The organism is Streptomyces sp. DG2A-72 (assembly GCF_030499575.1).
GTDB lineage: Bacteria > Actinomycetota > Actinomycetes > Streptomycetales > Streptomycetaceae > Streptomyces.
In genome coordinates this window covers 773855-798744 of record NZ_JASTLC010000001.1, presented here as the reverse complement: position 1 = coordinate 798744, position 24890 = coordinate 773855, and the positions used below count along the sequence as shown (strand labels likewise).

General features: G+C 71.7%; 22 protein-coding genes and 1 pseudogene. 9 read left to right on the top strand and 14 right to left on the bottom strand.

The features are described from left to right. The first annotated feature begins 74 nt into the window (after positions 1-74). On the top strand, positions 75-1544 hold the full coding sequence (locus tag QQY66_RS04150; RefSeq protein ID WP_301977654.1) for a ketol-acid reductoisomerase: 1470 nt from the start codon (positions 75-77) through the stop codon (positions 1542-1544). Here the strand turns inward: QQY66_RS04150 and QQY66_RS04145 are convergent. Genes QQY66_RS04145 through QQY66_RS04130 form a run of 4 tightly spaced genes read right to left on the bottom strand, consistent with a single transcriptional unit; the run spans position 1541 to position 4025 of the window. Beyond that, positions 1541-1930, bottom strand: a complete 390-nt coding sequence (locus tag QQY66_RS04145; RefSeq protein WP_301977653.1) for a tautomerase family protein — start codon at positions 1928-1930, stop codon at positions 1541-1543. The two genes, QQY66_RS04150 and QQY66_RS04145, sit on opposite strands and share 4 nt — an antisense overlap. A 1-nt stretch (position 1931) precedes the next feature. Continuing rightward, positions 1932-2852 carry a phosphotriesterase gene (locus QQY66_RS04140; RefSeq protein WP_301977652.1) on the bottom strand — a complete coding sequence of 307 codons (921 nt, stop codon included), beginning with the start codon at positions 2850-2852 and terminating at the stop codon, positions 1932-1934. Beyond that, the gene (locus QQY66_RS04135; RefSeq protein WP_301977651.1) at positions 2849-3433 is read right to left on the bottom strand and encodes a DUF4865 family protein; all 585 of its coding nucleotides are present in this window, start codon (positions 3431-3433) and stop codon (positions 2849-2851) included. The genes QQY66_RS04140 and QQY66_RS04135 overlap by 4 nt, the downstream gene beginning before the upstream one ends. Before the next feature lie 10 nt (positions 3434-3443). Further along, positions 3444-4025 carry a TetR/AcrR family transcriptional regulator gene (locus QQY66_RS04130; protein WP_301977650.1) on the bottom strand — a complete coding sequence of 194 codons (582 nt, stop codon included), beginning with the start codon at positions 4023-4025 and terminating at the stop codon, positions 3444-3446. A 162-nt stretch (positions 4026-4187) separates the two neighbouring features. Here QQY66_RS04130 and QQY66_RS04125 point away from each other — a divergent pair, with 162 nt between their 5' ends. From QQY66_RS04125 to QQY66_RS04115, 3 genes are read left to right on the top strand one after another with little or no spacing between them, the layout of a single operon-like run. Continuing rightward, positions 4188-4481: an SHOCT domain-containing protein gene (locus QQY66_RS04125; protein ID WP_301977649.1), complete on the top strand. Its 294-nt coding sequence runs from the start codon at positions 4188-4190 to the stop codon at positions 4479-4481. Then, the gene (locus QQY66_RS04120; RefSeq protein WP_301977648.1) at positions 4478-5227 is read left to right on the top strand and encodes an ABC transporter ATP-binding protein; all 750 of its coding nucleotides are present in this window, start codon (positions 4478-4480) and stop codon (positions 5225-5227) included. Before QQY66_RS04125 ends, QQY66_RS04120 begins: the two co-directional genes overlap by 4 nt. Beyond that, complete coding sequence (locus QQY66_RS04115; protein ID WP_301977647.1) at positions 5224-7785, top strand: ABC transporter permease; 2562 nt, start codon at positions 5224-5226, stop codon at positions 7783-7785. The genes QQY66_RS04120 and QQY66_RS04115 overlap by 4 nt, the downstream gene beginning before the upstream one ends. Before the next feature lie 294 nt (positions 7786-8079). Here QQY66_RS04115 and QQY66_RS04110 read toward each other — a convergent pair whose 3' ends face one another. Both QQY66_RS04110 and QQY66_RS04105 read right to left on the bottom strand, forming a co-directional pair. After that, positions 8080-8583 carry an ATP-binding protein gene (locus QQY66_RS04110; RefSeq protein ID WP_301977646.1) on the bottom strand — a complete coding sequence of 168 codons (504 nt, stop codon included), beginning with the start codon at positions 8581-8583 and terminating at the stop codon, positions 8080-8082. Positions 8584-8765: 182 nt separating this feature from the next. Then, complete coding sequence (locus QQY66_RS04105) at positions 8766-9089, bottom strand: hypothetical protein (RefSeq protein ID WP_301977645.1); 324 nt, start codon at positions 9087-9089, stop codon at positions 8766-8768. 382 nt (positions 9090-9471) lie between these two features. Here QQY66_RS04105 and QQY66_RS04100 point away from each other — a divergent pair, with 382 nt between their 5' ends. After that, positions 9472-10596 (top strand): PLP-dependent cysteine synthase family protein, encoded by a 1125-nt coding sequence (locus tag QQY66_RS04100; RefSeq protein WP_301977644.1) that lies wholly within the window; start codon positions 9472-9474, stop codon positions 10594-10596. 37 nt (positions 10597-10633) lie between these two features. On the opposite strand, the gene QQY66_RS04095 is transcribed toward QQY66_RS04100, so the two are convergent. Together QQY66_RS04095 and QQY66_RS04090 are read right to left on the bottom strand one after the other, a co-directional pair. Beyond that, on the bottom strand, positions 10634-11107 hold the full coding sequence (locus QQY66_RS04095; RefSeq protein ID WP_301977643.1) for an SRPBCC family protein: 474 nt from the start codon (positions 11105-11107) through the stop codon (positions 10634-10636). Between the two features lie 97 nt (positions 11108-11204). Further along, complete coding sequence (locus QQY66_RS04090; RefSeq protein ID WP_301977642.1) at positions 11205-12035, bottom strand: DeoR/GlpR family DNA-binding transcription regulator; 831 nt, start codon at positions 12033-12035, stop codon at positions 11205-11207. 307 nt (positions 12036-12342) lie between these two features. Here QQY66_RS04090 and QQY66_RS04085 point away from each other — a divergent pair, with 307 nt between their 5' ends. Next, positions 12343-14670, top strand: a complete 2328-nt coding sequence (locus tag QQY66_RS04085; RefSeq protein ID WP_301977641.1) for a hypothetical protein — start codon at positions 12343-12345, stop codon at positions 14668-14670. On the opposite strand, the gene QQY66_RS04080 is transcribed toward QQY66_RS04085, so the two are convergent. From QQY66_RS04080 to QQY66_RS04065, 4 genes are all read right to left on the bottom strand, one after another. Then, positions 14640-17075 (bottom strand): right-handed parallel beta-helix repeat-containing protein, encoded by a 2436-nt coding sequence (locus QQY66_RS04080; RefSeq protein ID WP_301977640.1) that lies wholly within the window; start codon positions 17073-17075, stop codon positions 14640-14642. The genes QQY66_RS04085 and QQY66_RS04080 overlap by 31 nt on opposite strands. Before the next feature lie 163 nt (positions 17076-17238). Continuing rightward, complete coding sequence (locus QQY66_RS04075; RefSeq protein ID WP_301977639.1) at positions 17239-17844, bottom strand: hypothetical protein; 606 nt, start codon at positions 17842-17844, stop codon at positions 17239-17241. 178 nt (positions 17845-18022) lie between these two features. After that, entirely contained in the window at positions 18023-18856 is an 834-nt protein-coding gene (locus tag QQY66_RS04070) for an MOSC domain-containing protein (RefSeq protein ID WP_301977638.1), read from the bottom strand. A gap of 42 nt (positions 18857-18898) precedes the next feature. After that, positions 18899-19330 carry a DUF6643 family protein gene (locus QQY66_RS04065; protein ID WP_301977636.1) on the bottom strand — a complete coding sequence of 144 codons (432 nt, stop codon included), beginning with the start codon at positions 19328-19330 and terminating at the stop codon, positions 18899-18901. 286 nt (positions 19331-19616) lie between these two features. On the opposite strand from QQY66_RS04065, the pseudogene QQY66_RS04060 reads away from it, so the two are divergent. Further along, positions 19617-20880: pseudogene (locus QQY66_RS04060) on the top strand (TerD family protein). A 7-nt stretch (positions 20881-20887) separates the two neighbouring features. Here QQY66_RS04060 and QQY66_RS04055 read toward each other — a convergent pair. Continuing rightward, positions 20888-22063, bottom strand: a complete 1176-nt coding sequence (locus QQY66_RS04055) for a glycosyltransferase (RefSeq protein WP_301977635.1) — start codon at positions 22061-22063, stop codon at positions 20888-20890. Between the two features lie 57 nt (positions 22064-22120). Here QQY66_RS04055 and QQY66_RS04050 point away from each other — a divergent pair, with 57 nt between their 5' ends. Together QQY66_RS04050 and QQY66_RS04045 are read left to right on the top strand one after the other, a co-directional pair. Then, positions 22121-22906 (top strand): glutamate racemase, encoded by a 786-nt coding sequence (locus QQY66_RS04050; protein WP_301977634.1) that lies wholly within the window; start codon positions 22121-22123, stop codon positions 22904-22906. Positions 22907-23012: 106 nt separating this feature from the next. Further along, positions 23013-23567, top strand: coding sequence for a hypothetical protein (locus QQY66_RS04045; protein WP_301977633.1), 555 nt, complete (start codon positions 23013-23015; stop codon positions 23565-23567). Between the two features lie 28 nt (positions 23568-23595). Here the strand turns inward: QQY66_RS04045 and QQY66_RS04040 are convergent, their stop codons facing one another. After that, positions 23596-24663, bottom strand: a complete 1068-nt coding sequence (locus QQY66_RS04040; RefSeq protein WP_301977632.1) for an O-antigen ligase — start codon at positions 24661-24663, stop codon at positions 23596-23598. Positions 24664-24890: the final 227 nt, after the last annotated feature.

The window sequence follows — 24890 nt, the reverse complement described above, 5'->3', positions numbered from 1 at the left end:
TTTCGCTGCACGCAACACCGCGCTGCACAAGTTGCGCTTGCCGCAACATTCGTCGTGAGCCTACAAACTCCACCATGACCTCGACCACGCACACCTCCCGCGTCTTCCCGCTCGAAAACATGGACGTCCCCGGCGGCACGGAGACCGTCCTGCGCGGCGGCCGGCACCTCTTCCCGCTGCTGCCGCAGGCCTTCGCGGGCGTGCGGCGCATCGGCGTCATCGGCTGGGGCCCGCAGGGTCGCGCCCAGGCCCTCAACCTGAGGGACTCGCTGGCCGGGACGGACATCCGGGTCGCCGTCGGACTGCGCCCCGGCTCCCGCTCGGCCGCCGACGCCCGCGCTCACGGCTTCACCGAGGACAGCGGCACGCTCGGCGACTGGCTCGCGGTGACCGCCGACAGCGATCTGGTGATCCTACTGATCGCGGACGCCGCGCTCGCCGCCCATCACCCGGAGATCTTCAGCGCGTTGCAGCCGGGCGCCGCGATCGGCCTCTCGCACGGCTTTCTGCTCGGCCATCTCCGCGAGACCGGCGGCGACTTCCCGCCCGGACACCCGGTGATCGCCGTGTGCCCCAAGGGCATGGGCGACTCCGTGCGGCGCCTGTACCAGCAGGGCGCGGAGACCAACGGTGCCGGGATCAACAGCAGTTTCGCCGTGCACGCCGACCCCGACGGCCGGGCCACGGACCTCGCGCTCGGCTGGTCCGTGGCGCTCGGCTCGCCGTACACCTTTCGCACCACGCTGGACAGCGAGTACCTCTCCGACATCGTCGGCGAACGCGCCGTCCTCCTCGGGGCCGTCCACGGCATCGTCGAGAGCCTGTACACCCGCTGCCGCCTCGCCGGGGACGACGAGGTGACGGCGTACGAACGGTCCTGCGAGAACGTCACCGGCCCGATCGCCCGCACGATTTCCCGCGCCGGATTGCGCGCGGTGCGCGAGGGGCTGGACGCGACCGGACGGGATGCTTTCGACCGCGCGTACTCGGCGACGTACCGACCGGCCCGTGAGATCGTCGCGGAGATCTACGACGAGGTCGCCGACGGCACCGAGCTGCGCAGCGTGATCCTGGCCGAACGGCGGCTCGGCGCCCGCCCGATGAGCGAGATCGGCGGCTCGCCGATGTGGGCGGCGGGGGAGCGGGTGCGGTCCCGGCGGGCCGAACGCGACCTGCCCGTGGACCCGTTCACCGCCGGCGTCTTCGTCGCCACCATGACCGCGCAGATCGATGAGTTCGCCGAGCGCGGCCACCCCTGGTCGGAGATCGTCAACGAGTCGGTCATCGAGGCCGTCGACTCGCTGCTCCCGTACATGCACGCCCGGGACGTCGCCCACATGGTCGACAACTGCTCCCGCACGGCCCGCCTCGGCGCCCGCCGCTGGGGCCCACGCTTCCAGGCCGCATACGAGCAGATCGCCTACCCCGCCGCCCAACACCTGGCGGACACAGCCCTGTTGACGGCCTTCGACACCCACCCCGTCCACGAGGCCCTGGCCGCGGCGGCGAAGCTCCGGCCGTCCGTGGACATCGCCGTGGCCTAGTCCTGTACGGCGTACTGCGCCACCCCGTGCCCCAGCGACCAGTCGATCGACGCGTTCTCGGTCAGGGTGACGAACACGTTCCGCGGCTCGGTGCCCGCGTAGTCGTGGGCGAGTTCGGCGATCCGCTGGTACAGCGACTGCTTCTGCGCGGGTGTGCGTCCGGCGCGCAGCGTGATGGCGACATAGACGATGCCGTCGTCGCGGTGGACGCCGAAGTAGTCGCCGTAGCGCAGCGTGCTCGTGGTGCCGTCATGGCCGACCAGGATCTGGAAGCGGTCGTCGGACGGGATGCCGATGGTCTCCACGAGGGCGTCGTGCACGGCGCGGCCGAGCGCGTCGAGGCGGTCGGGGTCGGCGCCGAGGGCGTCGATGCGGACGAGGGGCATGTCAGCGGTGCTCCTTCGATGCCGGCCGGGCGAAGGCGCGGGCCGGATTGTCCGTCAGGATCCGACCCACCAGCTCGGCGCCCAGCGCGACTTCGAGCCGCGTTCGCACGCGGCGCAGCAGATACGGCATGCCGGGGCCGCCGTTGACCGAGCGGGCGGCGGCCGTCGTCGTGTCGCCGCCGAGGAGGATGCGGTCGCCGAAGCCGGCGTCGGCGAGAGCCCGTACGGCGTCCGGCATGCGCCAGTCCGTGGTGTGGTTGGCGCGTGACGGCCCGTCGAAGGCGAGGTAGCAGCCGGCGGACGCGGCCTCGCGGTGCACGACGAGGTCGGGGGAGCGGTTGAGATGGCCGAGAACGACCCGCTCCGGCGGTACCGCCAACTCGCCGCACAGCAGGTCCAGTACGTCGAGCGCACCCGTGCCCAGCTCCAGATGCACGGCGATGGCCGCACCGGTCGCGTGATGCGCCTCGGCCGCCGCGCCCATCGCCCAGCGGGCGTGCGCATCCAGCGCGTGAAACCCGCCCGCGACCTTGATGAACCCGGCGCGCACGCCCGACGTCCCGATGCCTTCCGTCAGTTCGGTGAAGAAGACGTCGGCGAGTCTGCCGCGCAGCTCGGCGAGCATCCTGTCGTCGTAGTGGACGGCCTGGTGCAGCCCGGTCGCGGCGACGACATGCACCCCCGACTCCCGGGAGAGCGAGGGCAGATCGGCGGCCCGCCGCCCCATGCCGTACGGCGTCCACTGCACGACGGCCGATCCACCGACCGCGCGGAACGCCTCCAACTCGGCCCGCGCCGCCGAGGCGTCGTTCAGCTCCTGGCCGGGCAGTCGCGGACTGCGGAGAAACAGGTGATCGTGCGCGTCGACGACCCCAAGCTCCTCCGGCCGCACATCCCCGAGAACCGTACGAACCGCGGTCACCACTGCCGCCCCCGCTGCAACTCGCCCCTTCCCGGAGCCGACAGATGCAGCACCTCGTAGACCTCCCCCTCGGCCTTCGGCGTGTCGTGCCCCCAGAGCGAGAAGTGGACGAGCTCCCACGCGCGCGTGTCGACGACGGCCGCCGCCAGGACCGCACCGTCCTGAGCGGCCAGCCGCTCGGTCTCGCCCACCGCGTCCGCCATGAACGCGGCCAACTCCACACCGTCCGGCACCGGCCGGCGCCGCCGCACAGCGGACACGGCGGGGGAGTCGGCGGCGCCGCCCTCCTCGTATGCGAGCCCGGTCCATTGGTGGACCCGCGGCCGGCCGAAGTCGTCGACCGGCCCCTGGAAGGCACCACCCCACAGGAAGCTGTTCATGCCCCGCAGGGTGTTCCACAGGTAGAACGGCCCGTACTGGTTGACCGGCGAACCATGCACCCCGCGCTCGCGCATCAGGTAGGCCTTGATGCCGAGGCCCTCCCAGTCGTCGAGCAGATGCCCGACGCGGGCGACCCGGGAGCGGATGACGCCCAGGTCGTAGTCGGCGGGCAGGGTGAACTCGTACTGCATCGCGTGCATCGACGTCTCCTCAGCAGGTCTCGTCGCGCGCGAGCAGCGACAACAGCCCTCGTACGCCCGCGTCGAACGCGGCGGGCGACCCGGACGCGCGGGCCAGGACGTAACCGCCCTGAACGGTCGCGACGACGGCCGCCGCGATCTCCTCGCCGTTCAGCGAGGGCGCGAACTGGCCGTGTTCCTGGCCCTCTTCGACGATCCCGGCGATCCGCTCGCGCAGCCAGTCGAGCGTCTCGTCGACCGGCGCGCGCAGCTCGGCCTCGGCCATGATGTCCGGATCCATCGTCAGCCGGCCGATCGGACAGCCGCGCAGCACATCGCGCTCGCGCCGCAGATACGCCTCGATCCGCTCGTACGGAGTCCCCGGCCCGCCGAGTACTCCCTCGGCGGTAGCCCGCATCTCCTCGGCCGTCCGCCGGATCGCGGCCAGCGCGAGGTCCGGCTTCCCCTTGAAGTGGTGGTACATGCTGCCCTGTCCGGCGCCCGCGCGCTCCAGGATCGCCTTGGGGCTGGTGCCCACATAACCGCGCTCCCACAGCAGCTCACGGGTGGACTCGATCAGTCGCTCCGGGGTGCTCATGCACTCACTGTACATACTAGTAGTTACAGAAGTCGAGGTCCTGTGGAGCAGCACGAGAGAGCCGCCGTACTCCCGGGGAGGTACACGCACTGCCGCTGGCCGTACGACGACCCGGACCCCTCCCCGGAGCCAGTCTCGAGACATCACCGGAAGACCCCTCTAGGGAGATGAACCGAAATGCAGACCCTGGCGAACTGGGACGGCGGACCCGGCCCGTGGATCCTCTTCTTCCCGCTGATCTGGGCGGCCGTCGTCGTCGGCGCCATCACGCTCCTGCGCCGCACCGTCCGGCGCGGCCGTCGTGGACCGTGGCGTCCGATGGACGACCACCGCCCGTCCGGCGACTCGCCGATCGCCATGCTCGGCCGGCGCTTCGCCTCCGGCGAGATCGACGAGGACGAGTACTGGCGCCGGCTCTCCGTCCTGGACGAGCAGTTCGGCCGCCACGCGGGCAAGGGCGGTGCGGCATGACGGTCACGACCGACGTGCGCACGGCCGCACGAGTCGTCGACGCGGTGAAGGTGTACGGCGGTGGCGACACCGCCGTGCGCGCCCTGGACGGCGTGAGCGTCGGCTTCCCGGCCGGCCGCTTCACCGCGATCATGGGCCCCTCGGGGTCCGGCAAGTCCACCCTGATGCACTGCGCGGCCGGCCTCGACACCCTCACCTCGGGAGCCGCCTTCATCGGCGACACCGAGCTGGGCTCCCTCGACGACCGCCGCCTCACCCTCCTGCGCCGCGACCGCGTGGGCTTCGTGTTCCAGGCGTTCAACCTGGTGCCGACGCTCACCGTGGCCGAGAACATCACGCTGCCGCTGGACCTGGCGGGCACCAAGGGCGACCCGGAGTGGATCGACGCGCTGATCGACGTCGTCGGCCTGCGCGACCGGCTGCACCACCGGCCCTCCGAACTCTCCGGCGGCCAGCAGCAACGTGTCGCCGTGGCCCGGGCGTTCGCCGGACAACCGGACGTCGTCTTCGCCGACGAACCGACCGGCAACCTCGACTCCCGCTCCGGCGAGGAAGTCCTCGGCCTGCTCGGCCGCGCCGTACGGCAGATAGGCCGCACGGTCGTCATGGTCACCCACGATCCGGCCGCCGCCGCCCACGCCGACGAGGTCGTCTTCCTCGCCGACGGACGCCTGGTCGACCGTATGGAATCGCCGACCGCCGACAAGATCCTGGACCGATTGAAAGCCTTCGAGGTGCCCTCATGAACGCCTCAGTACGTCTGAGCGTGTCCTCCCTGCGCTCCCACAAGCGCCGCTTCGCCGGTACGTTCCTCGCGGTGTTCCTCGGCGTGGCCTTCCTGGCCGGGACGCTCGTCATGGGCGACACGCTGCGCGCCAGCTTCGACACCATGTTCGGCAACGCGACGAGCGGAACCGACGCTGTAGTCCGCAGCGCCGACGCGATCACCACACCCGGCGAGAGCGAGGGCGTGCGAGAGCCGGTCGCCGCCGACCTGGTGGACAGCGTCGAGCAGGTCCCGGGCGTGGCGGCGGCCGTGCCCGACATCCAGGGCGCCGGCCAGCTGGTCGGCAAGGACGGCGACCCCGTCGGAGGCGCGGGCCCGCCCACCCTCGCCGGGAACTGGATCACCGACCCCGACCTCAACTCGTACGAACTCGCCGAAGGCCGCGCCCCGGAGAAGTCCGGCGAGGTCGTCGTCAACCGCGGCGCCGCCGAGCGCGGCGACCTGAAGATCGGCGACACGACGGTCCTGCGCACACCCGACCCCGTACAGGTGACGATCGTCGGCCTCGCGACCTTCGGCGGCGAGGACGGCATGGCGCAGGTGACCTACACCGGCATGACGCGCGCAGACGCAGAGAAGTACCTGACAGCCAGGCCAGGTGAGGCGTCGAGCATCCTGGTGCGAGCAGGCCCCGGCGTGAGCGAGCAAGAACTGGTGGACAGACTGACTCCCGTACTGCCGGGCGGAGTCGAGGCCATCACCGGTCAGGAGTCGGCCGAGGAGAACACGGAGATGATCTCCAGCCAGTTCCTGTCCATCTTCACCAGCCTCCTCCTGGTGTTCTCCGGCATCGCCCTGCTCGTCGCCACCTTCTCCATCCACAACACCTTCGCGATCGTCGTGGCCCAACGCACCCGCGAAAACGCCCTGTTGCGCGCACTCGGCGCCTCCCGCCGCCAGGTGACCGCGTCGACCCTGGTCGAGGCGACCGTGGTGGCCGTGACCGCCTCGCTGGCGGGACTGGCGGGCGGAATCGGCATCGCGGCCGCACTGCAGGCACTGTTCCCGGCGATCGGATTCCCGTTCCCCGAGGGCGACTTGGTCATCAGCGTGCTGTCCATGCTGCTGCCGCTCGCGGTGGGCATTGTGGTCTGCCTCGGCTCCGCCCTGCTGCCCGCGGTACGCGCCGGCCACACGGCACCGCTGGCCGCGCTGCGCGAGACCTCCGTCGACCACTCGGGCGCCTCCCGCCTCCGCGCCGTCCTCGGCTCGGGCCTCGCCGCCCTGGCCGTCGCGGTGACGCTCACCGGCGTCCTGATGACCCCGTCCATCTGGCTGGCCGCCACCGGCGCCGTCCTGGCCCTGGTCTCCTTCGTGGTCCTCGGCCCGGTCGCCTCCTCCACGGCCGTACGCATCCTCGGCGGACCGCTCGACCGTCTCCGCGGCGTCACCGGCGGCCTCGCCCGGCGCAACGCCCTGCGCAGCCCCAAGCGGACGGCCGCGACCGCCAGTGCCCTGATGATCGGCGTGGCGGTGGTCTCGCTGTTCACGGTGTTCGGCGCCTCCCTGAAGGCGACCATGGACCAGACCGTGTCACGGTCCTTCGCCGGCGACATCGCCGTGAGCACCCCGTCCTTCGGGGCGGGCGGCAGCGGACTGAGCCCCCGTCTCGCCGGAGCCGTCCAGGACCTCCCCGAGGTCGACACGGCCGTAGGACTCGGCCGCGGCGTCGCCGAAGTGGACGGTAAGGGACGGGCGTTGACCGTCACCGACCCGATCGCCCTGGAGCGCACCTTCGACCTCGGCAAGGTCGACGGTTCCCTGCGCGACCTCGGCACCGACGGCATCGCCCTCACCCGCAGCGAGGCCGGCAAGCAGCACCTCACGACCGGCGACAAGACGCAACTCACCTTCACCGACGGCAAGAAGGAGACCTTCACCGTCCGCGCGGTCTACGGCCAGTCCGAAATCGCAGGCGACTACGTCATCACCCGCGCCGCCTGGTCCCCGCACCGCACCCAGGACGCCGACACCTTGCTCGCCGTCTCCTTCAAGGACGGCGTGAGCACGGACGCGGGCAAGGCCGCGGTGCAGAAGGTGGCCGACCAGTACGGCAGCCCGGAAGTCCAGACCCGCGACGAGTACGCGCAGTCCGCGGCAGGCGGCATCGACATGATGCTCACCCTCATCTACGCCCTGCTCGCCCTCGCCGTCCTCATCGCACTCCTGGGCATAGCCAACACCCTCACCCTGGCGATCCACGAACGCACCCGCGAACTGGGCCTCCTCCGTGCCGTCGGCCAGACCCGCCCCCAGCTGCGTGCCATGGTCCGCTGGGAGTCGATCCTCGTCGCCGCCTTCGGCACAGTCGGCGGCCTCACCCTCGGCGCCTTCCTGGGCTGGGTCCTGGTCAAGGCCTCCGACGGCGCAAGCGACAGCGCCTTCGCCTTCGCACTGCCCCCACTGCAACTGGCGGTAGTAGCTCTGGTAGGCCTCGCAGCCGGAGCCCTGGCCGGCCTACGCCCGGCACGCCGAGCAGCCCGCCTGGACGTACTGAGGGCAATCGCCACCGAGTAACGACAAGGGCTCACGTCACGCCCAGTGGGCCCTCGCCTCGACTGACGGCGAGGGCCCACCAACGTGCACTGGTCCGACGCGTCGGCCGCGAGGGAGCCGTAGGGGGCGCGCCGGTGTCGAGACGGCGAACGCGCGGAGGCGCGAAGCGCTGAGCACGATCGCCGTCTCGACACCGGCATCAAGCGCCCCCGAAGGCGACCGAGCCATCCAACACAGCGCGACGGCCACAGCCAGATCGCCGTCCCTACAACGGCATAGAGCCCTTCCCGGCGCCCAAGCAATTCCCCACCCCCCTCAAACCCCCGCATCAACCACCCGCTCAACCTCCCCCAAAGCGGCCCCCGCCGTCTCCCGCACCACCCGCCGCGGCGGACAAGCCGCCCCCGCCTCCGCCCTCGCCCTCGCAGGCGTCGGCAGCGTGAACCACACGACCTTGCCCGACTGCCCGTCCGGCCTGACCCCCCAGCTCTCGCTGACGGCGGCCACCATCGCCAGCCCGCGCCCACAGGTCGCGAGCGTGTCGGCGTCGCCGACCTCGGGAAGCCGCGGGTCGTGGTCGTGCACCGAGACCATGAGCCGGTCGAGCAGCAGCTCTATCTCCACGGTGCACATCTTGTCGGGCTGCGCATGCTGGTGGACGTTGGTCAGCAACTCGGTCACACCGAGCGCGGCCCGGTCGATCAGAGTGTCCAGATGCCAGTAGCGCAACTGTGCCGATACGATTCTGCGGACCTGTCCGATCCGCGACGGCAGGGCTTGGAGCTCCACCGTGCAGTGTCTGCTTGGGTGACTGATCACGGCTGCGACTCCCCGACGTGAGGTGGGAAGAACACGAACGTACGGATCCAGCAGGATGCGTGCGTGAAACTGCCGCCTGCTGTCATGGCCGGCGGGCTGGTTCGCAGCGTTATCGCCGGTAAACCCAGAGTGACGTGAGACCAGCGTGACGCAAGGGACGCCGTACCGCAACTCTTCGTAGCTCAGCGATTACGCCCCGCAGCCCTGCGCACCGCTTCGATGAACCGGCGTGCCGCGGGCGGACCCGGCTCGCCCGGCGCGGGGTCGTGGTCGCCGAGGGTCAGCAGGTACCGCTTGCCGTTGAGGTCCGCCAGTGCCCGGTCCTCCGCGGCGAACCAGGGCCGGGACGCGCGCACCGCCTGGACCGGCGCGCTGTCGATCTCGCTGCCGTAACTGGTGAGCAGTTCCAGCCTGCCGCCGCTGATCCGGACCTGTCCGGCCCGGGTGAGCGAGCGCAGCCGCTTCCCGATCCGCACGCCCGTGGCCGTGAACTCCGGCTCCGCCATGCCGTCCCGCCCCCTCGTGCGCGTCGGTGCCGGCCGCGATCCCACATGGGCAGTGGCCGGCTCGTTTCGTGATCCAGTGTGCGTCGATCCAGTGTGCGTCCTCGTACGGGGCTCGAGTCCCGTTCCGGACCGGTGTCCTGCCCGGGCCCGCCTCCCGTCCGGTGCAGTCTGCCCGCACCCGACGCGGAGCACCAGTGCGCACGTCACGGTCGGCATGGGCGCCCGCGGCACTTGCGCGTATGCGCCCCCCGTGCCACCCCCAGCGTGGCCTTTGAGGTGCTCAAAGCTGCGTTTATGCAGGTGAGAAGCGTGCAGAACCTGCTTATGATCGGTGCGACGGCCGCGCGAACCGCCGTGGACGACACCCCTGAGGAGCAGCGCCGTGAAGACCTCCGAACAGACCCCGACCGGCGTGACCCTCGACGTCGACCACAGTGATGCCGCCTACCGCGGCTGGCTGAAAGAGGCCGTCCGCAAGGTCCAGGCCGACGCCAACCGCTCGGCCGACACGCACCTGCTCCGCTTCCCGCTGCCGGAGAAGTGGGGCATCGACCTGTATCTCAAGGACGAGTCCACCCACCCGACCGGCAGCCTCAAGCACCGGCTCGCCCGCTCGCTGTTCCTCTACGGCCTGTGCAACGGCTGGATCCGGCCGGGCCGTCCGGTGATCGAGGCGTCCAGCGGTTCCACGGCCGTCTCCGAGGCGTACTTCGCGGGGCTCATCGGCGTGCCCTTCATCGCCGTCATGCCGCGCACGACCAGCGCCGAGAAGTGCCGCCTCATCGAGTTCCACGGCGGGCAGTGCCACTTCGTGGACGACTCGCGCAAGATGTACGAGGAGTCCGCGCGCCTCGCGGTGGAGACCGGCGGCCACTACATGGACCAGTTCACCTACGCCGAACGGGCCACGGACTGGCGCGGCAACAACAACATCGCCGAATCGATCTTCCGCCAGCTCCAGCTGGAGCGGTTCCCGGAGCCCGCGTGGATCGTCGCCACGGCCGGCACCGGCGGTACCTCCGCGACCCTCGCGCGCTATGTGCACTACATGCAGTACGACACCCGCATCTGTGTCGCCGACCCGGAGAACTCGTGCTTCTTCGAGGGCTGGACCACCGGCGATCCGTACGTCACCTGTGACCGCGGCTCCCGTATCGAGGGCATCGGCCGTCCGCGTGTCGAACCGAGCTTCGTGCCCGGCGCCATCGACCGGATGATGAAGGTGCCCGACGCGGCGAGCGTGGCGGCCGTCCGTGCCCTGGAGCAGGCCATCGGCCGCAAGGCGGGCGGCTCGACCGGCACCGGGCTGTGGAGCGCGCTGAAGATCGTCGCCGAGATGGTGGCCGAGGGGCGGCGGGGGAGCGTGGTGACGCTGCTGTGCGACCCGGGCGACCGCTATCTCGACAAGTACTACTCGGACGTATGGCTGGTAGAGCAGGGCCTGGACATCGCGCCGTACACGGCGGCCATCGAGTCGCTGCTGGAGACGGGGATCTGGCCGTCCTGAGCCGGCGCGCCGTCCAGCCGGCCGGCGCCGTCGTCAGTCAGCGCACCGCCAGCCGCCGGTCCAGCGCCGTGACCGCGTCCCGGAACGCCCGGCCCAGGCCCGTGCGGGCGAGCCTCAGCACCATGCGGAACAGAGCAGTCCCGTCGGCGGCGAACGTCCACTGCACGCGCGTGCCCGTCCCGGCCGGCTTCAGCCGCCACTCCTCGACCAGCGCACGAGCCCCCGGCGCGTTGGTCTCGTCGACGCGATAGGCGTACACCTCCGGCCCCTTCGCGGCGATGATCGTCTCCTGGAACCGGGTGCCGCCCCTGAGCCGGATCTCGCGCCCGGCGCCGTCCCCGGTGGGCCTGGCCAGCGTCACCGCCGAGAACCAGTCCACCCAGCCCGGCACATCCTCGGCGAGCGCGGCGAAGACCGCCTCGGGCGGCGCGGAGATCTCCCGCGCGAAGACGAGACGTACCGGCGCGGAGCCGACGAAGTCGAGCCCCACCGGGCGCAGACGGCGAGCCATGGACGACAACCTCCATCAGCGAGGCGGGCGTTGACCGGGCAGCCTCACCATAGCTGACGTATCGTCAGGTGTCTGCCTCGCCAAGGGGCGACGCCCGTCAGCTCTCCACGCCCTCCTCGGGCTCGCCCGCCACCACCAGCCGGCGCAGATGCTCCGCCACCTCATCGCGTGCCTCCGCGGGCAGTCCGGCGTCCGTCACCAGCGTGTCGACCTGCTCCAGCGCGGCGAACGAACTCAGGCCCACCGTCCCCCACTTGGTGTGGTCCGCGACCACCACGACCCGCCGCGCCGACTGCACGAGCCGCCGGTTGGTCTCGGCCTCCGCGAGGTTCGGCGTCGACAGGCCGGCCTCCACCGATATCCCGTGCACCCCGAGGAACAGCACGTCGAAGTGGAGCGCCGCGATCGCCTGGTCGGCCACCGGGCCCACGAGCGAGTCCGACGGCGTGCGCACCCCTCCGGTCAGCACGACCGTCGCCGCGCCCTGCCGCGGGCCCGAGGTGCGCTGCGCGGCATGGAAGACATCGGCCACCCGCACCGAGTTGGTGACCACCGTCAGGTCCGGCACGTCGAGCAGATGGTGCGCCAGCGCGTACGTCGTCGTCCCGCCCGACAGGGCGATCGCGCTGCCCGGCGTCACCAGTTGTGCCGCGGTCCGCGCGATGTCCTCCTTGGCCGTCAGCTCCAGGCCCGACTTGGCCTCGAAGCCCGGCTCGTGCGTGCTCGCCTCGACCACCGGGACCGCGCCGCCGTGCACCTTCTCCAGCACGCCCTGCCGCGCGAGCGCGTCCAGATCACGGCGCACGGTCATGTCCGACACGCCGAGCTTGCGGGTCAGCTCGTTCACCCGGACGCCGCCGCGACGCCGCACCTCGTCCAGGATCAGGGCGCGCCGCTGCTCCGCGAGGAGGTTCTGATTCTCACTCACGTACGCTTCGGTTCCTTTCGTCCAAGTGCCGTCCGACACGCCCCGCACACGCTCCGCATCGGCAAGCACATTCTCCCCGGTCCGAGACGCGGACGACCCATCCTTTCACGGCTCGGCGTCGGCGTGTCACCGGCTGTCCCGGCGCGCGCATGTCACTCGTGTCCCATCCGTTGTCCTTCTGTCACCCGGATCGGGGAGATTCGGTGACAAGAGGTGTGCGGCCTCTGCGGAGCGGAGATCCTTACGCCCGCACGGACAGAAGCCGACGGCGCGTCACGGGGGAAGTGCGAGAACAGTGGAACGTGTCTTGTCCGAGGGGGCGGACGGACCCGCCCAGAAGCCCGGAGAACCCGGCATCGCCCTGGAACTGCTGGTTCACGGCGTCGGTGGCGCCACGCCCGAGAAGATGCTGGACGATCCGCGGACGGTGCGGATCACCGGCGACGACACGGCGGCCGTCTTCCGGCGCGCCGACGACGCCGACGCGGAGACCAGCCCCCGCGACCGCGACGAACCGGTGCCCGAGGCCTACGTCTGGTCCAACCTCACCTCCGGCAACAGCGCACGCGCCCTGTGGCTGCTGTTGCTGCCGTTCATGGTGGTCAACCTCGCCCACTGGATGCGCCCCAGGGCGCGTGGCCGCGACCGCACGGTGCGGCTGTACGGGCTGCTGGTGCGGCTCGCCGGACTGACGCTGACGGTGCTGCTCGTCGCGGCCGCATGCGAGGTCGCCCTCGACCTGACGGCATGGCAGTGCGCGGGCAGGTCCGCGTGCGCCGAACGGCACTCCTGGCTGGGCTTCCTGTCACCGGCGGCCGGCGGCTGGTGGAGCCTGCCGGGCCGTCGGCTCGCGCTCGCCGCCCTGGTGCCCACCGCGCTCACCGGCCTGCTGTGGTACCTCTCCCGCCGCACCTGGAGCGCGTACGAGTCCCAGCAGCCGATCGTCCGCACCGTCGAGCCCGACGAGGACACCAGCCGCACCGCCCTGGGCCGGCCCGGCTTCTGGTACGGGCGGCGCCTGGTTGCCCGGCTGCGGGCCGCGCACACCGCGGCGGGCCTGCTGACGGTCGCCGCCGCCGTCGGCACGTCGGCGGCCCGCTTCGACCGCGGGCCCGGCGGTCCCGCACTGCTCGACACACTGGGGTGGCTCCTGGTCGGGGCGCTCGTCGCGGGCGCCATCGCCGTCCTGTGGGTGATCTGCCGCCGGGGCCGCAGCGAGAACCGCCTCGACCAGGAACTCGACGAGCACCTCGTACGACGGCTGCCGCTCGCGGCGCTCGTCCTGCTCGTCCTCGCCCTGGTGTACGCCGGGTGGGAACGCCAGGGCTGGGAGTCGGACGGCCGGCTGCCGGGTGACGCGACCTTCGGCGGCATCGCCCTGCTCCAGGGCCTGCTCGTCATCGTCCTGGCCGTGGTCGCCCACCTGCTGTACCGCACTCATCCCGACCCCCGTGCCGCGATGCGCGGCTTCGGTGGACCCGCCGTCGCGATGCTGGCCTGCGCACTGGGTGGCGTGATGTCCGGCGGCCTCTCGCAGCGGGTGGCGGACTGGCTGGACGGCACGCGCGCGTCCATCCCCGGTCCGCCGGTTCTGCTGACCTGGCAGTCGTCCGTGATCCCGCCGCTGCTCGTCGTCCTGCTGGTGCTCTGCGGCGCGCTGGCGTGGCGGACCTGGCGGCTGTGCCGCGCCGAACTGCGTGCGGTGCGCCCCGACCACCCGGACGACCCCCAGGACCGCACCCGCACCCGCCGTATCGCGAACACCCGCGCCATGTCCACGCTCACCGACCGCGCCCCGCTCCTCGTGGCCGTCATCTCAACCACGACGCTGCTCCTGGGCGCCGGAGCACTCGTGGGCGCCATGGTGTCCGACAAGGTACCGAGCAAGGCCACCGGGTCGACGCACCCCTTCCTCCACGGCGCCGCCGAAACGGCCCAGGCACTGGGCTCCTGGCTGATCAGCCTCGGCTTCATACTGTTCGTCACCTGGGGCCGGCGCGCCTACAAGGACGCCTCCGCCCGGCGCACCATCGGCATCCTGTGGGACGTCGGCACCTTCTGGCCGCGCGCCGCCCACCCCTTCGCCCCGCCCTGCTACGCCGAGCGGGCCGTGCCCGACCTGACCTGGCGCATCGCGACCTGGACCCGTGCCACCGGCGGACGCCTGGTCATCTCCGGCCACTCCCAGGGCAGCGTGCTCGCCGCCGCGGCGGCCTGGCAGCTCACCCCGTCCGCACGCAAGCGGGTCGCCCTGCTGACGTACGGCTCCCCGCTCGAGCGCCTCTACGGCCGCTGGTTCCCGGCCCACTTCGGCCCGGCCGCCCTCAGCTCCCTGCACCACGACGTCGACTGCTGGCGCAACCTCTACCGCCTCACCGACCCGATCGGCGGCCCGGTGCGCCTCGCCGGCGACTGCGGCCCCGAAGTGGACCGCGACGCCCTGGAGGATCCCCTCGCCTACGGCCGCACGGCCACGCATCCGCTGCCCGCCCCCATCCTCGGCCACTCCGATTACCAGGCCGACCCGGCGTTCGCGGAGGAACGCGAGCGGCTGCTGGCCCGCCTGCGGCCGGAGCTGCCCGGACCGCGCCGCAAGGGGGAGGGTCAGGGCGAGTCGGGCAGGTCCTCGGCGTAGAGCAGCGTCAGATCGTCCGTGCTCGGCTCCTCGAACTGCGCGACCCGGCTCGCGTGCCGCTCCACCATCGCCTCGAAGGTCTGGCGGGCGGTACGGCCGTTGCCGAACGCGGGGCCCTTGGGGATCGCGGTGAAGTACTTCAGCAGGCCTTCCGAGGCGCCCGGTGCCAGCCGGTACTCGTGCTCCTCGGCCTGCTGCTCCACGATGCGCAGGAGTTCTTCGGGGTTGTAGTCGCTGAAGGTGATGGTCCGCGAGAAGCGGGAGGCCACGCCAGGGTTGATGGACAGGAAGCGTTCCATCTCGGCCGTGTAGCCCGCGACGATCACCACGACCGCGTCCCGGTGGTCCTCCATCAGCTTCACCAGCGTGTCGATGGCCTCCTTGCCGAAGTCCCGGCCCGAGTCCTCCGGTGACAGCGCGTACGCCTCGTCGATGAACAGCACGCCGCCGCGCGCCTTGTCGAAGGCCTCCTGGGTGCGGATCGCCGTGGAGCCGATGTGCTCGCCGACCAGGTCGACGCGGGACACCTCGACGAGATGGCCCTTCTCCAGCACGCCGAGCGCGGCCAGGATCTCGCCGTACAGACGGGCCACCGTCGTCTTGCCGGTGCCGGGGGAGCCGGTGAAGACCAAGTGACGCTTGACGGATGCGGCCTTGAGGCCCGCCTGCTGGCGGCGCCGGCCCACCTCGATCATGTCGGTCAGCGCCCGCACTTCGCGCTTGACGCTCTCCAGGCCGACCAGCGCGTCCAGTTCACCGAGGACGTCCTTCGAGGTCCGCGTCGGCTTCTCGGGCAGGGTGGCGGCGACGAGCGGCTCCTGTTCGGTGGTGCGCTGCCCCGGGATCGCGCCCAGCAGGCCCGGCGACTGACTGACCGTCTGCACCACCGTCTCCCGCGCCGCGGGCGGCCTGAAGCCCCCGCTCTCGTCGCTGCTGCAGTCCTCCACGACCGGACCGGCACCGGCCGTCTCCGGCCCGCCGTCGGCGAACTCGTACCCGCCGCGCGCACACCGCTCCGTACGGCACTTCTTCAGCGTCGTACGGCAGCCGTCGATCACATGGAAGCCATAGCCACCGCTGCCCGTCACCCGGCAGTTCAGGAAGCTGCCACGGCCGCCCGCCGACACATAGAAACCGGCTTCCGCGGGGGAGTCGACCGTGCACCGCTCGATGGTGGGGTCGGCGCCCTTGGTGACGATCACGCCGGTCTGCATGCCGTCCAGCGTGCAGCCGTTGAGGGTGCCGCCGCTGCCGTGGTCGCGGAACCAGGCGCCCGTCGCCGCGTCCCGGATACGGCAGTCGTCGAGCTGTGCGGTGGCTCCGTCACTCACCGACACGGCCGTGTTGCGCACCTGGGAGATGTCGCTGTCGACGACGTCCGCGCGGGAGCCGCGGTCCAGGACGAACAGCGCGTCCGGGACGTCGTGCACCCGGCAGGAGTCGAGGACCGCGGTGGCGCCGTCGCTGACCCACACCGCGGGATAGTCGCCGGTGCTGTCGAAGATCTCGCACTGGTTGGCGTCCACGCGGGTGCCCGGGTCCCACACCGACAGGCCGTTGCGGCCGAACTGACGCACCGTCGTGCGGGTCAGCGTCAGCACGGAGCGCGAGCGCAGGTCGACCGCGTTCTCCGGGATGTCATGGATGCGGCAGTCGGCCAGAGTCAGCACGGCGTCCGTGTCGAGGGTGACCCCGTCGGCGGTGGTGCGGTGCACATCGCAGTCGGTGAGATGTGCCGTGGCCCGGCCGCTGACCTGCACGCCGCTGCCCCGGACCTCGTACACCTCGCAGCCCACGGCCTCCAGCGCCGAGTTCTCCCCGGTCGCCGTCAGGCCCGCGCCCGACGTGTGGTGGACGCGGCAGCGCTCCAGGCGCGGGTGGGCACCCCCGCGTACCGCGACCCCGGACTGGCCGGCCGAGACGACCTCGCACTCCTCGAACACCCCGCCCCCGCCGTCGAGTACGGCGATGCCGATGCCGGCCGGGTTGTCGACGGTGCAGCGCCGCACCGTCGGCCGGGCGCCGCCGCGTACCTCGATGCCTGCCGCGGACCGCGTGACGATCCGCACATCCGACAGCTCGGGTGCGCCTTCCTCGACGAGCAGCGCGGGCGCGGCCGCGTCCTGGCCCTCCACATGCAGGTCCTGTACGACCGCGGAGGCACGCACGGTCAACGGCACACCGTCCACGGGCGCGATGCGGACGGAGCCGGGGGAGCCCTCAGGGCCGCGCAGGGTCACCGCCCGCTGCACCACGAGGTTCTCCCGGTAGGTGCCTGGCGCGACGGTGAGGACGTCGCCGTCGGCCGCTGCCTCCAGGGCGGCGGCGAGCGATGCGTACTCACCCGTGCGGCGGCGCCACCGCGATGTGCCGGTGTGCGTCACCTGGACCGTGCCCTGTGCCATGGCGTTGCTGTGCCCCCACCTCGGTCGTACTGATGGCTCGTCGCCTTCGGGGCGCTTCAGCCGCCCCTGCGGCTCGCTCGCGCGCGGGTTGACGCCGAAGAGAGTTCGGCCGGTCCACCGTAGCGTGCGCGCAGGCAGTGGGTTGACCAGAGCCGGAAGGCCGTCAACTGCCGGTGCCGGTCCGGCCCCAGTCGGGGCCCGCCCGGTCCCAGGCCTGGTCCCAACGGGCGTACCGGCGGCGGACCATGCGCCAGACGATCAGCCGCCTGGAGCCCTCGACCAGGCCCGCGGTGAGCAGAGTGGCGCCGAATCCGGCGAGGACCGCGTGCGTCGTCGCCGTGGCGGAGTCCAGGGGGCGGGCCATGATGCGGCCGTGGGCGTCCGTCCAGAGCATGAAGTGGTCGCCCGCTTGCGGGTCTTCGAGGTGGGCCGTGACCGGCCCGTGCTGCGCGGTGCCGTCCGGGGCGGTCCAGTCGGCGAGGACGCGACTGCGTGTGTCCCGCGCGGACGAGGTCTCGGGGTCGGCGTCCGGCGCGGAGCCGTTCAGCTTGCGCACCACGGTCGCTGTCACCGGATGACGCGACTCGCGCTGTTCCCGGACGGACTGCTGGAGCGCGTCCTGAGCGACACTGCCGATCACGCTGCCCGCCACGGGCGCGGCGGCCAGGATGAGCAGCAGGGCTACCAGGGCGGCCCAGGCCTCGGCCAGATCGGTCGTGCGGCGCAGCGGATTGTGCCGCCAGCGCCAGAGTCCGCTGATGGTTCGCACGGTCCTGCACCCCCTTCCCGCTCCGTGATAACCCCCGGCGGAGCCGTTCACGCGGGGGCCCGGTCAAAGAGAGAGCGAAATCACCCCCGATCGGGCCTCTCATGAACTTCTCACGAAATCCCACCATCCCAACGTGCCGCCCCCCGAGCCGAGTTCCCGCCCGCCGGGCGGCAGCGGATCACTCTCGTTCCAGGATCCTGACCGGGTCGCCGACCCGGATCGTGCCGCGTGACTGGGGCACCAGGTTCTGTCCGAAAACCAGCTTGCCGGCGAGGCGGCGATGTCGGCCGAGGGTGTGGAGGGGCTCGCTGCCGCGTCCGGCGGTGCCCTGGTCGGTGGTGGTCACGACGCAGCGCCCGCACTTCTTGGCGACTCGGAAGACGACCTCGCCGATGGCCAGGCGCGACCAGTCGTCCTCGGCCCAGGCGGCGGTGCCCGACACCACCATGTTCGGCCGGAAGCGGTTCATGGGCAGGGGGCCCTCGTCCGGGTGATCGCCCTGGGCGATCAGGGAGTTGAGGGCGTCGAGCGAGGCGGCCGAGGTGAGCAGCAGCGGATAGCCGTCGGCGAAGGTGACGGTCTCGCCCGGCAGCGCGTACTCGGGGTCGACGGGCCGGCGTGTGGCCGGGGCGTCCATGTGCACGAGGCGCACCTCGGCGCCGAGATAGTCACTGCACCAGGCGTGCGCCGCCGCGTCGGCGGCCGGGAAGGCGTCGACCTTGTCACGGAAGATCTCCATCGTCACCGCGCCGATGGGCTCCGGGACGGGAACCGTCAACGGATCCATACCGGGTGCGGACAGCCGAACGCCGCCGCCGGGCACAAGCTCGGCGGCGGCCATCGCCAGGCGTGGCTGCCGGCGTTGCGTGACGACCTTTCCCCCGTCGTCGATCAGCGCCCATCGTCGGTCTCCGGCCAGGCCCCAGGGCTCCACGACGGCCTCCCGGGGCGCCTGGCCCCGGACCGACTTGACTGGATGAACATGAATCGACTGCAGCTGCGCGTTCCCCATGGGGCCATCGTGCCAGCCGGAAGCGACAGCTCCGGTGGAGGATCAGTAGCCGCGGTACTGCTGGTTGTTGTACGGGTCCTGGTACGGAGCCGGGGTGGGCCGGGGAGCCGCGGGGCGCATCGCCTCGTAGCCCGTACCGGGCGCCATCGGGCGCGGCTGCTGCTGTTGCGGACCGGGATAGCCGCGGGGTGCACCGGCCTGCTGCGGGATGTGGGCCGCGGGTGCCTGTTGCAGCGGGGCCGGCTGCTGCGCCTGCGGGTAGCCGTAGGAGGGCTGGGACGGGGCGGCCGGAAGGGCCGGCAGCGCCGACGGCAGCGCGGGCAGGTGGCTGCCCGGCATGTCGTACGCCGCAGGGACCCGGATCGGGGCGATCTGCGGCGTACCCCGCTCGGCGACGAGCTTGTCGTAGATCGGAGTGTCCGGGAAGGAGGCGGAGTAGTAGCCGCCGCCATAAGTGGAGCGGGGGGAGGTCATGGCACATAAGTTAAGCCCACGATGTGCTGGTTGGGGAGACCGATAAGAGGGTTGTTTTCCGTGTCGGCCGTGACGCGGGATCCCCAATGCGAGCGAACTTGGCAAAAAGGGGCGGCGGTGGGGGTTCGGATCCTGTAAATGCCGAGTTCCGCGCAGGTTACCGGCGGTTGGACAGTGATCTTCCTGGGCTCCTCATGGGAGTTCGCCGTGCTGGAGAATAGGTTGGTCGAGCAGGACAGAACCCAATGGGCTGCCGGGGCGTGACGACCTGGCACGGTGACTCGCGATGGGGGCGGACATGTCAATGCCTAAAGGATCGAATGCTCCGGTGCCGACGACGGCACTGCGGGTCGAATTGGGCCGGCGTTCCGGCCCGGGAGTGCCCGACGCGGACGCGTCGGCACTGCTGCTGGTGGGCGGAAAGGTCCGGTCCGAACGCCAACTTCGTCTTCTACAACCAGCCGGCGCACTCCTCGGGCGCGGTGCGCCACGAGGGCAAGCGGGACGCCGACGGCCTGGTGGTCGACAGTCTCCTGGTCGACCTCGCGCGCGTGGAGCCCGCGATCGAGACGGTGGTCCTGGCCGCATCCGCGGACGGCGGTACGTTCGGACAGGTGCCGGACCTCTATATCGAGGTCCGCGATGCCGCCCAGAACACCGTGGTCGCCCGTTTCGACAGCACGGGCGCGACGGTAGAAACCGCTTACGTGCTCGGTGAGTTCTACCGCCGCCAGGGCGCCTGGAAGTTCCGCGCCGTCGGCCAGGGGTACGGCAGCGGGCTCGAGGGCCTCGCCAGGGACTTCGGCATCACGGTCGACGAGCCGCAGCAGGCCGCCCCCACTCCGCCGGCGCCCGTCGCAGCCCCGGTGACCACGCCGCCACCCCCTCCTGCGGCGCCCCCCGCGGCACCGGTCAGCCTCAGCAAGGTGACGCTGACCAAGGCGTCGCCCTCGGTGTCGCTGACCAAGCAGGGCGGCACCTCGGGCGCGATGCGCGTGAACCTCAACTGGGAGGTGCGCAAGCAGTTCTCCGGCTGGGCCAGCAAGCTGGGCCGTGCCGTCGCCATGCACTCCGACCTCGACCTCGACCTGTGCGCGCTGTACGAACTCACCGATGGCAGCAAGGGAGTCGTCCAGGCCCTGGGAAACGCTTTCGGCGCGCTGCACCAGCCCCCGTTCATCCACCTCGACGCCGACGACCGCACCGGCGCCATGGCGAGCGGCGAGAACCTCACCGTCAACCTCGACCACAAACAGGCCTTTCGGCGCATCCTCATCTTCGTGACCATCTACGAGGGCGCGCGCTCCTTCGCCGACCTGCACGCCACGGTCACCCTCACTCCGCAGCACGGCGCCCCGATCGACTTCTCGCTCGACGAGTGCACCGTCCCCTCGACGGTGTGCGCGCTCGTCCTCATCACGAACACCGGCAGTGACCTGGTCGTCCAGCGCGAGGCTCGCTACCTGGTGCCGGAGCGCGGGGTCAGCCCGCAGCGGACGGTGGACTACGCCTACGGTTGGGGCATGAACTGGACGCCCGGAAGGAAGTGACCGGGCTTCAGCCCTCGTCGGGGACGGCGCCCGGACGTGCGTAGGTGCGGCCCTTCCAGGCCGCGACGCGGCCCCGGTAGTGCTGGACCGCGGAATCGACCGTCATGAGCAGATACAGGAACGCGGTGAACGGCAGCAGCGGAGCGAGCCACAGGGGCTGCCGGTAGTAACGGAGCATCGGGACATACGTCCCCGTCATCAGCAGCCACGCGAGGGCACCGGCGACCGCAGCCGCCGCATCGCCCGCGGCCAGGCCCCGGACCAGGGCAACGGGCGGCACCAGATAGACCACCGCGAGCCCCGCGACCATACCGGCGAGCAGCAGCGGATTGTGCCTCAACTGCGCGTACGCGCTGCGCGAGACCATCCGCCACAGGTCGTACAGCCGTGGATACGGGCGCACGCTGTCCACCCGCTCCGCCAGCCCCAGCCAGATGTGACCCCCGCCGTCCTTGACGGCACGCGCGAGTGCCACATCGTCGATGACGGCGTGCCGGATGGCGTCCGGGATCCGCGCCCGCTCGGCCGTCTCGGCCCGCAGCAGCACACAGCCGCCCGCCGCGGCCGCGGTCCGCGCCCCCTGCTTGCCGATCCGGCGGAAGGGATACAACTGGGCGAAGAAGTAGACGAAGGCGGGCACGACGAGCCGCTCCCACACACTCGCCACCCGCAGCCGGGCCATCTGGGAGACCACGTCGAAACCTCCGGCGTGCGCTGCCGCGACCAACTCCCGCAGACTGTCCGGGGCATGGGCGATATCGGCGTCCGTCAGCAGCAGATACTCGGGGTCACGCGCGCGTGCCAGGCCGATGCCGTGGCGAACCGCCCACAGCTTGCCGGTCCAGCCCCTGGGCGGCTCACCCGGCGAGGAAACGGTCAGCGGCAGCCCGCCGTGCCGCCGGGACAGCGCCCGGGCCAACTCCCCGGTGCCGTCCGTGCTGCCGTCGTCGATCAGGAACACCTCCGCCCGCCCCGGATAGTTCTGGACGAGCAGCGACGGCAGACTCTCGGGCAGTACGGCGGCCTCGTCCCGGGCCGGGACGACGACACAGACAGCAGGCCAGGTCCCCGGTTCGCGACGCGACGGCAGGCGTACGTCCGTACGCCAGAAGAAGCCCTGCCCCAGCAGCAGCCACAGCCAGGCGACCAGTGATGCGGCGGCGGTCCACGCGATGGCACTCACCCGCGCAGTCTGCCCCACCGCTCCGGTGCCACACGGCACATCGTCTATCGTGGCCGGGTGAAGATCGCGCTCATGGACTCCGGAATCGGTCTGCTGGCGGCCACTGCCGCGGTACGGCGTCTGCGACCCGACGCAGATCTCGTCCTCTCCCTCGACCCCGACGGCATGCCCTGGGGACCCAGGACCACCGAGGACCTCACGGAGCGCGCCGTCGCCGTCGCCGAGGCGGCCGCCGCCCACCGGCCCGACGCCCTGATCGTCGGCTGCAACACCGCGACCGTCCATGCGCTGACCACCCTGCGCGCCCTCCTGGAACCCGGTATTCCGGTCATCGGTACGGTCCCGGCGATCAAGCCGGCCGCGGCCGGCGGCGGCCCCTTCGCGATCTGGGCGACGCCGGCCACCACCGGCAGCCCTTACCAGCGCGGTCTGATCCGGGACTTCGCCGACGGTGTGACGGTCACCGAGGTGCCCTGTCATGGCCTGGCCGAAGCCGTTGAACACGCGGACGAGGCCGCCATCACCGCCGCCGTTGCCGCAGCCGCAGCGCTGACCCCCGACGATGTAACGACCGTCGTCCTGGGCTGCACCCATTACGAACTGGTCGCCGAACGCATCCGCACCGCCGTGCAGCGCCCCGGCCGCCCGCCGCTCGTCCTGCACGGTTCCGCCGGAGCGGTCGCCGCCCAGGCGCTGCGCCGGATCGGCGAGCTGCCCGCCCCGGAGGCCGCCGCGGACGGCACCTTGACGGTGCTGCTGAGCGGGCGCGAGGGCGTGCTGCCCACGCCCGCCCTGGCCTACGAGGAGGGCCGGCAGCTCCCGGCGATCAGCCCTGCCCGGTGACCGACCGGCACAAAACGGACGCCGATACCTCAGCGGGCGCCCGCCTGGCGCAGTCACCCTGTGCAACGCGGTAGCCGCGCAGCGAAACCTGAGTAACCTCGTAGGCATGAGGGACCACCCCCGTGAGGCGAACGCCGCGCACCACCCCGACGTCTGGACCGGACGTGCCACGAACCGGATCCAGTGGCTGCTGGCGCTCGTCGGGGCGGGCTGCATGGCGCTCGGTATCGAACTCGCCGTCGACCCGGCATGGACATGGACGTCGGGTATCGCTCCGCTCGTCATGGCCGTCGTCGGCTGTATCGCCGCGGGACTGCTGGTTCTCTTCGGCACCCTGGCCTTCGTCCACGTCGACCTGAAGCTCGACAAGGAGTGCGTCGAGGTCCGCTGCGGGCACATGGGCGTGCCCCGCCGCCGCATTCCGCTGGCCCATGTCGCCGGCGCCGACTTCGACCCGGAGATCACCCCCCGGCACTGGGGCGGCTGGGGCTATCGCTGGCGGCCCGAGAAGGGCACCGCGGTCGTCGTACGGCGCGGCGAGGGAGTGGTGCTGCGGCTGTGGGACGGCCATACGTTCACCATCACGGTGGACGACGCGGAGGCCGCCGTACGAGCCATTCGCGCCCGGCTGCGGCCGAACGCGCCCGGACCGGTGCACTGACCTCACGCGCGCGGTCTGTTCCGCGGCTTCACGGTGTCAGGCGGTCACCGCGCGGGCGGGTGTCCCAGGTCCGCTGGGATGGCTCGTCGGTGAGCGGGCGTGCCGTGGCCAGGCCCGCCAGCAGCCCGGCGCCCACGGACACGGTGGTGAAGCTCATCGCGTTGCCGACCGCGGCGATCGCCGCCAGCGAGGTCAGTGCGGCGCCCGCGGTGAGCGCGACCGGAGTGGAGCGGGGAGTGCGCCACAAGGCGTGCAGCACCCAGCAGAAGACCATCGCCAGCAGGGCCAAGCCGACGACACCCTGTTCGGCCGCCTGCTGCAGCGGGGCGGAGTGGGGTTTGCCGTCGGACAGCAGCGTCTGGGTGGCCGTCGTGCTGAGCTCACCGAAACGCCCCGGGCCGACGCCCAAAGCGGCATCCTCGCGGACCATGTGCAGGGCGTCGTGCCACAGCTCGATCCGGTGCCGGGTCAGCTGACCCTCCAGATATCCGGCGAACCCGTCCGGCACCGCGTTCCCGGCCACCGCCCAGGGCAGGCCCGTCATCAGGGCCGTCACCAGGGCCAGCCCTGCGATGCCCAGGCCGCGGTGGTGCATCCGGCCCGCGGCGAGCGAGCACAGCAGCACCGCCACGCAGAGGACGAAACCGGTGGTCGAGCCGAGGGCGGCCGCGGTCACCGCGATCCCGGCGGCCAGCCCGCGCAGGGCGAGGCGCAGCGGCGGAGCCGACGCAGCCCAGGCCGCGCAGCATGCGGAGCCGGTGGACAGGATCAGTACCGCGGCGGTGGCGCCGGCGTGGCCGAGCGGTGCGACGATCTCGGGCCCGGGTGCCAGCTGCGGAACGGCCACCGTCAGGGCCAGACCGGCCAGCGCCGCGGCACCGGGCGCGGCCACCGGCAGGAGCGCTCCGCAGATCCGCCCCGCGGCATAACCGGCCGCCACCGCCAGGATGGCGAGCAGCACACCCTCGGGACGGCCGCCATGCACCGTCGCTGTGATGAGCGACCAGACCGCGCAGGCCCCGAGCATCGCGACACCCGCCGCGTCCGAAACGTTTCGTCTGTCGCCGACCTCCTCCGGACCGGCCGCAGACGTCATCCCCGTAGAACCCACCCCGCCCCCCGAACCCGGTCCCCCGACCTGTGACGTACCCCGGCCGTCCCGACCTGAGCGGTCGCACGACAGAGGCTCCGGCACACCGTAACGGCTGATGAACGTTTTGTGGATGAGTCGCGCCGAGTCGCGCGGGAACGATGCGGCGCACGAGCTGGGAGAACGCCCGTACCGTCCCGTGGACCGCGCTGTCGGCGGCAAGGTCACCCGCC